General features: G+C 35.9%; 2 protein-coding genes. Both read left to right on the top strand.

The genetic code is table 11. The features are described from left to right. Positions 1 to 1,514, top strand: a 1,514-nt coding sequence (gene istA / locus GXM16_RS22655; RefSeq protein ID WP_208797411.1) for an IS21 family transposase, incomplete at its 5' end; no start/stop codon positions are given. Between the two features lie 16 nt (positions 1,515 to 1,530). Next, the gene (gene istB / locus GXM16_RS22660; protein ID WP_163396767.1) at positions 1,531 to 2,268 is read left to right on the top strand and encodes an IS21-like element helper ATPase IstB; all 738 of its coding nucleotides are present in this window, start codon (positions 1,531 to 1,533) and stop codon (positions 2,266 to 2,268) included. The last annotated feature ends 161 nt before the right edge of the window (positions 2,269 to 2,429 follow it).

Genomic DNA, 2,429 nt, shown 5'->3' on the forward strand with positions numbered 1-2,429 from the left:
GAAAAGTAATTAAATTCTATTGTAATGGAAAGAGTAAGTTATTTATAAGTAGCTACTTATCCCTTTCAAGAAATACGGTAAAGAAATATATTTCTTTATTTGAAGTTCTCGGATTAAGCTTTGAATTAATCGACCAAAAAACCGATGCAGAGCTGGAACTTTTATTCTCCCAGACTAGTGTAGAGGCCATTAGCCCGAGATTACAGACACTTTATGATTTTTTTCCTAAGATGGAACGCGAACTAAAAAAAGTCGGCGTTACCGTACAGCATATGTGGGAACAATATATTGCTGTAAATCCGGATGGTTATCGAACTTCACAATTTCATTATCACTACAATATATGGGGCAGACGAGTTAATCCGGTCATGCATATGAACCATAAGGCTGGTGATAAAATGTATGTCGATTATGCCGGAAAGACACTCTCAATTATTGATATAGATACCGGAGAAGTCAAAGAAGTACAATTTTTTGTAGCAATATTAGGAGCCAGCCAATACACGTATGCTGAAGCTTCCATGAGCCAGCAGAAGGAAAACTTTGTTGACTCAGTAGAGAATGCCATGCGCTTTTTTGAAGGTACTCCTGCTGCCATTGTTCCGGATAATTTAAAATCTGCTGTAATAAAAAGCAGTCGTTTTGAACCGACAATCAATGAAACCCTGGCTGATTTAGCAGAACACTACGAAACTACAATTTTACCTGCCAGAGCTTACAGGCCCAGAGACAAATCATTAGTTGAAGGAGCTGTTAAGATATTATATCGAAGGATTTATGTAACCATAAAAGAAACCAAGTTCTTTTCTCTGGAACAATTAAATCAGCAGATCTGGGATTTACTTGACTCTCATAACAATAGGAAGCTGACAGGGCGCCCTTATTCCCGTTTGGAATTGTTTTTAGAAGACGAGAAAGAAAAACTACGTCCACTGCCACAAGATCGTTTTGAAATTAAATACCAATCTTTTGCAACAGTAATGCAGAACGGTCATGTTCAATTAAGCCAGGACAAAAACTATTACAGCGTTCCGTATCAATATGTAAAAAAGAAAGCAAAGCTGTTATATACCAAATCAACGGTAGAGATTTATTATAAATACAATCGAATAGCTGTACATCCAAGAAACTACAAACCTTATGTCTATACAACAACCCCTGAGCATTTAGCAAGTACACATCAATTTGTAGCTGAGTGGAGTGCTGCCCGCTTCATTGAATGGGCAAATAATATTGATGAGTCAGTGGGAGAATATATAATGCAGATAATCGAAAGCAGAAATCATCCGGAACAAGCTTATAAAAGTTGTTTAGGAATACTGAATTTTGAAAAAAAGGTAGGCAGACAGCGATTAATAAATGCCTGCAGGCGGGCACTTGATTTTAAAATTTACAATTTTAAGACCATACAAAATATTTTAGAAAACAACTTGGATCATATTGATTTTGATCAAGAACCTGAGCAGGAACTTCCCGATCACAGTAACATAAGAGGAAAACATTATTATAACTAAATTAAATCTTGAAAAAATGAATGAATCCACAGTAACCAAAATGAAACAAATGAAGCTTTATGGCATGTTTAATGCTTTTAAAACAGCCATTGAAAGCGGAAAAACAGATCATTATACCCTTGACCAGTTTGTATCGATGATTATCGATGCAGAATGGGATGAAAGGTATAATCGTCGTATTGAACGGAGTATCACTAATGCCAAGTTCCATTACAAATCAAATATTGAAAGTATCAATTTTGATGTATCACGTAATCTGGACAGAAACATGGTACTGCGTCTGGCAGAATGCGAATTTATAGAGAAAAATGAAAACATTTTAATCACTGGAAGCACCGGTGTCGGTAAAAGTTATCTAGGTACCGCATTAGGTTATCAAGCCTGTATACAGGGTTTTAAGGTAAGTTATTTTAATACCTCAAAATTGTTTGCTAGACTAAAAATGGCTAAAGCAGATGGCACTTATCTGCGGGAACTTACCAAAATACAAAGACAGGATGTTATCATACTTGATGATTTTGGACTTCAGGCACTTGACAGCCATAACCGAATTACTCTTTTGGAGATCATAGAAGACAGGCATAATAACGGCTCTATAATCGTGACATCACAAATCCCGGTTCAAGGCTGGTATGATATAATTGGAGAAAAAACGATAGCCGATGCAATATTAGACAGACTTATACATCAATCTCATAGGCTTGAATTACATGGAGAATCGATGAGAAAGAAAAGAGGAATAAACAAAGGGTGATATTTTATTATATTTGAATACTAATTAACAGATGAAAAAATATAGTTTTTAATCAAAAACGGAGGTGGTCATTTTGCTCCGGAATTAGGTGGTCATTTTGAACTGGAATCAGGTGCTCACTTTAAAACGGAATGGGGTGATCAATATAACCGGAATTTGCA

The organism is Flavobacterium limi (assembly GCF_010645075.1).
In the GTDB taxonomy this organism is placed as follows: domain Bacteria; phylum Bacteroidota; class Bacteroidia; order Flavobacteriales; family Flavobacteriaceae; genus Flavobacterium; species Flavobacterium limi.

Coding starts and splice junctions, on each gene's coding strand:
- istB (WP_163396767.1), top strand. CDS start 1,531: ATGAATGAATCCACAGTAACCAAAATGAAACAAATGAAGCTTTATGGC.